The sequence below is a fragment of the Clostridium sp. genome, assembly GCF_016650035.1.
Taxonomy (GTDB): Bacteria; Bacillota; Clostridia; order Clostridiales; family Clostridiaceae; genus Clostridium_AD.
In genome coordinates this window covers 1-5,026 of sequence record NZ_JAENWM010000148.1, presented here as the reverse complement: position 1 = coordinate 5,026, position 5,026 = coordinate 1, and the positions used below count along the sequence as shown (strand labels likewise).

4 protein-coding genes and 1 pseudogene are annotated in these 5,026 nt (G+C 33.3%); 1 reads left to right on the top strand and 4 read right to left on the bottom strand.

The features are described 5' to 3' along the window. Positions 1-104: 104 nt before the first annotated feature. From JJD95_RS19585 to JJD95_RS19575, 3 genes and pseudogenes are all read right to left on the bottom strand, one after another. Positions 105-1,168 (bottom strand): annotated as a pseudogene (locus tag JJD95_RS19585) (branched-chain amino acid ABC transporter permease). A gap of 3 nt (positions 1,169-1,171) precedes the next feature. Beyond that, positions 1,172-2,065: a branched-chain amino acid ABC transporter permease gene (locus JJD95_RS19580; RefSeq protein WP_291645113.1), complete on the bottom strand. Its 894-nt coding sequence runs from the start codon at positions 2,063-2,065 to the stop codon at positions 1,172-1,174. A gap of 79 nt (positions 2,066-2,144) precedes the next feature. After that, entirely contained in the window at positions 2,145-3,311 is a 1,167-nt protein-coding gene (locus JJD95_RS19575; protein ID WP_291645111.1) for an ABC transporter substrate-binding protein, read from the bottom strand. Between the two features lie 297 nt (positions 3,312-3,608). On the opposite strand from JJD95_RS19575, the gene JJD95_RS19570 reads away from it, so the two are divergent. Beyond that, positions 3,609-4,763 carry a cell wall hydrolase gene (locus JJD95_RS19570; protein ID WP_291645109.1) on the top strand — a complete coding sequence of 385 codons (1,155 nt, stop codon included), beginning with the start codon at positions 3,609-3,611 and terminating at the stop codon, positions 4,761-4,763. 62 nt (positions 4,764-4,825) lie between these two features. Here JJD95_RS19570 and JJD95_RS19565 read toward each other — a convergent pair. Continuing rightward, on the bottom strand, positions 4,826-5,026 hold a 201-nt coding region (locus tag JJD95_RS19565; RefSeq protein ID WP_291645107.1), incomplete at its 5' end, for a hypothetical protein.

Below are 5,026 nucleotides of genomic sequence, written 5' to 3'. Positions count from 1 at the left end.
TTTAAAAATTCTTGCACCGTGCAGGCTTGTTTGCTATACCTGTTTTTATTACAAACCGCTCTAATATCATTAAATTTTATAATTCTATACAACTCAAAACAAATTCAAGTTTTATTTATTAGTTTCCGTGAGTACTCAGATGGCCTTTTGTTAAATCTTTGAATTATTTTGTCAAAGTTAAGTTCCTTGGTCCCCATAAGGCCATGCCTGAAAAAGATGACTACAATCACCAGCAATGCCGAGAATACAACCATTCTAAGTCCAGGTATTCCTTGAATAGTCATAAATCCAAAGTCCATGGTCTCATCAAGAAACCGTAATGCCTCTCCTGCAATTGTTACAATAAAAGCTGCAATAACAGTTCCTGTGATACTACCCATTCCTCCAAGTACTATAATAAGAAGTATATTAAAGGTTAAGATAAACCTAAACATGAGTGGATCTATTGTACCGAGCAAATTTCCTAAAAGTCACCCTCCTATACCTGCAAAGAATGCGCCAATTGTAAATGCTAATACCTTATGTTTAAACAAATTGATTCCCATACTTTCTGCTGCTACCTCATCTTCTCGTATTGCTTTTAAAGCTCTTCCATAGGAGCTATTTATGAGGGAAGTAATTATTATAACCGTAACCACTGCCCATCCAAACGTCCACCATATATTTGTAGTATTTGGAATACCTTTTAAGCCTAAGGCCCCATTTGTTATGGTTTGTGTATTTGTAAAGACTACTCTTATAATTTCTGAAAACCCTAAAGTAGCTATTGCCAAATAATCTCCTTTTAACCTTAGCACCGGTGTTGCAATCAAATATCCAACAAAAGCTGAAACAAGTCCCGCTATTAGTAGTGCTGGTAAAAATGGCAAGGTTATGTTCGCTAGCGGTTTAATGATAGGTGTTAAAAAAAATTCTGTACCTTCATATCTACTGACATTGTTAGGAGTGCTGTAGTATAGGCCCCCACTGCCATAAAACCAGCATGTCCAAGTGAAAATAATCCGGTAAAACCATTCACCAAATTCATACTTAGTGCAAGGATTACATAAATAGCACATAAATTTAATATCCTTGTATTGTAGGGATCTAAATTCCTATCTACAATAAATAATAGTACTAGCAAAATCAGCATAGAAATTATTGTGAATTTAAAATTCCTTTTTTTCATATTCTACACCTTCTCCGATATTTTTTCGCCCATAATACCTGTTGGTTTAACTAGTAATATAGTAATAAGCAATATAAACGCAAATGCATCTCTATACCCTGATAAATTTTGAAACGATGCAACCAGCATAATTTCCCCTACACCTAGAATAAAGCCTCCAATAACAGCCCCTTTAATGTTTCCTATTCCTCCAATAACCGCCGCTATAAAACACTTAAGTCCTGGCATAATGCCCATAAGTGGTTGGATCTGCGGAAACTTTAAAGCCCACATGAGTGCTCCTACTGCTGCTAGCATAGATCCAATTCCAAAGGTCAAAGAAATTGTTTTATTTACATCTATCCCCATAAGTCCTGCTGTTTCATAATCTTTTGAAACAGCTCTCATTGCCATCCCACTTTTTGTATGATTAATTAAATATAATAGTAAAAATAGAAGAGCAAGTGTAACTACAGGAATCAGAAAAGTCAATCGTTGTACAGATATGTTCCCAATTTGAACCATATTATCGAAGATTTCTGGAGTTGGAAAAGCCTTTGGTATTCCCCCAAATAATACAATCGCTACATTTTCTAAAAGAAAAGAGGTTCCAATTGCAGAAATCATGATTGAAATTTTTGGAGCGCCTCTAAGTGGTCTATATGCAGATCTCTCAATTAGCATTCCAAGTGCACCCGTCAATATTATTGCTATTAAAAAAGCAAAATACCAAGGTAGGATAAATGTAGATACCGCATAAAAAGCAAAGTACGTTGCCATCATAAAAATATCACCATGTGCAAAGTTAATCAGTCTTAATATCCCATAAACCATCGTATATCCAATTGCAATTAGTGCATACAAACTCCCAAGAGAAATCCCATTAATAAGATGTTGCAAAAATGTATCTAAGCTCATATGTTGTCCCCCTCATACCATTATTAATTGCAATACGCTTCACACCATTTTGATGGAAGCGTATTGTTTTATTTCACTATTATTTAGGCTCTATTACTTCTTTAAATGTGAATTTTCCATCTTTAACTTCTTTAATAACAGCGCTCTTTACTGCATCTCTATTTTCATCAAAATTAACAACTCCAGCTGCACCTTGGAAGTCTTTGGTATTAGTAAGTTCATCTCTTAATTTAACTGAATCTGCAACTCCCACTCTCTTAATACCATCTAAAAGAATAATGTAAGCATCATAAGCAAGCGCAGTTACTGCTGCTGGCTCTTTCCCGTCATATTCTTTTCTGTATGCATCTAGGAATACTTGTGATTCTTTTGTAATTGGTTTTTCAGTAGCAAAGAAGGTTGAGAATGTGGATCCTTCCACAGCTTCTTTTCCTATTTCTAAGAACGCTGGTGTTTCCCAAGTATCTCCACCGATAAATGGTGCAGTTATTCCTAATTGTCTTGCTTGTTTTATAACTAATGCCGACTCAGTAAAGTTACCAGGTGCAAAAATAACATCCGGATTTTTAGCTTTTAGGTTTGTAAGTTGTGCTGTAAAATCTTGATCTCCTGTATTGTAATTTGTTACCGCAACAATAGAGTTCTGGTCTCCTGTTAATTTTATAAAGGAATCTGTAAAATATTTTGCAAGTCCAATCGCATAGTCATTGGATACTTCTTGAACAATAGCAACTTTTTTAGCCTTTAATGTGCTAAATGCATAATTGGCCATAACAGTTCCTTGGAAAGGATCTATAAAACACACTCTAAAGTAATAATCATTACCTTTTGTTACAAGTGGGTTTGTACATGAAGTTCCCATGGTTGGGATCTTCCCTTTTTTAATAATATCTCCAGCTGCCATAGAGAGTGAACTTCCCCAGCTTCCAATTATTGCTGTAACCTTTTCTTTATCTACCAATCTTGCAGCTGCATTTGCTGCTTCCACTTTATCAGACTTATTGTCTAAAATTACAAGTTCAACTTTCTTTCCAAGAACCTCTGGATAAAGCTTGTTTGCAAGTTTTATCCCTTCAAGTTCTAGTGCTCCACCACCTGCATTGGCTCCAGTTAAAGGTTCAAAAACTCCTATTTTAATTACATCTCCACCAGTTGTTACATTTTCTACCGTTTCCTTTCCACAACCACTTAACCCTAATGTCCCTATCATAAGTGTAGCCAACAAAATTGATATTTTTTTCTTCATTTTTCCCACCCTACTTTTAATTTGCAAATTAAAGTACATAGAAAATAAATTTAAAAACTTGAAATTAGTTCCTAGGATTTTAAAAAAAATCCTATAATTATATGTATAAAATATATTTTTATTCCGTTGTCACATATCGAATATTAAGTCTGTTAATATTTATTTTATATTAAAAATGCCTAATACTTCATTAATCCAATCTTTGCTAAATGTATCACCGTATGTTATTATGTCGCTAATAAAACCTTTTAAATATAATACGTTTATAAATAAAATGTTATGTAGGGAGATGGAGAATTGAATGAAAAATTAATTTCGGTCGTAATGGCAATTTGCTTAGTTATAAGCGTTAGTTCTACTAGCGTATATGCTGATTCTACATCAGATAAGGCAAAAATCCATCAGATTCAAACTCAAAGGCAAGACATTGAAAATAAAGTCGAGTTTATAAACAATCAGCGTGAAACAATTATGTCTAAAATTAATAGTAATGAAAGCAATATAAATATAACTCAAAAATATATTAAACAAACAGAAATGGATATTGAAAAAGCAGAGAATGATATCAAAGCAGAGCAGACCGTTTTTAATAAAACGATGAGAGTAATGTATATGAATGATTCATCAAGCTATATAAACATAATACTAGACTCAAATGGTATGGATGATTTTATATCCAGAATAGAAAATATTAAAACAATAGTGACCTTTAATAATAATGTTATTAATAGTTTAAAAACAAAACAAGAAGCAATTAATTTAAAGAAGGTAGTACTAGAGACAGAAAATACAAAGTTACTATCTTTAAGAGCTGATAATAAAAAAAATCTAGCCACTATAACTAAACAAAAGGCAGATCAGAATATATTGATATCACAATTAAGTGCTCAAGAGAAGCAATATGGTGCACAACTAGTAATAGCACAAGCCAATGAATTAAGACAAGCTCTTGATGCAAAGCAAGTAGCAGATAATTTGAAAAAAGCTAATGAAAAACGCGAGGAAGCTTCTAAACAAGTTGTCAAGACCGCTGAGAAAGCAAGTTCTACAATACTGCAAACTATACCTTCGAAAGTTAAAAATGAATCAGGTGATTTGGACTTACTAGCTAGGTTAATAACTGCAGAGGCTGGAGGAGAATCTTATAATGCTCAGGTTGCTGTAGGCGCAGTGGTTATAAATAGAGTTAAGAGCAGCAGTTTTCCAAATTCAATAAGTGATGTTATAACTGAAAAGACTAATGGTTTTTATCAGTTTACACCAGTACTGAATGGTAACATTAATAGACCTGCACAGGCAAGTGCTGTTAAAGCTGCAAATGAAGCACTCAGTGGAAATGATCCAACAAACAATGCATTGTTTTTTTATAGCGGTAACACCCCTTCGGGCCTTACCTTACCACAACCAGTTTCCATAAAAATAGGTGATTTAACATTTCTTTTCTTGTTATAAAACTTAGTGAAACGCACAATATAAAAGATTGATTTAAATCAACCTTTTATAAAAATACTTCTTTATTTAATTATGCTACTTCGCCAACTTAATTTTCGCGCAAAAAAATCACGCTTCGATAAGAGGCCACTGAAAAAGCACTCTTTTTTCAGTAAAGTTTTTAAGCTTGAACAGAAAAAGCATGGAATATCCATATTTATGGATATTCCATGCTTTATATTTTTATAATTAAGTTGGAAAAGCACTATTTCATGCTTTTTAGC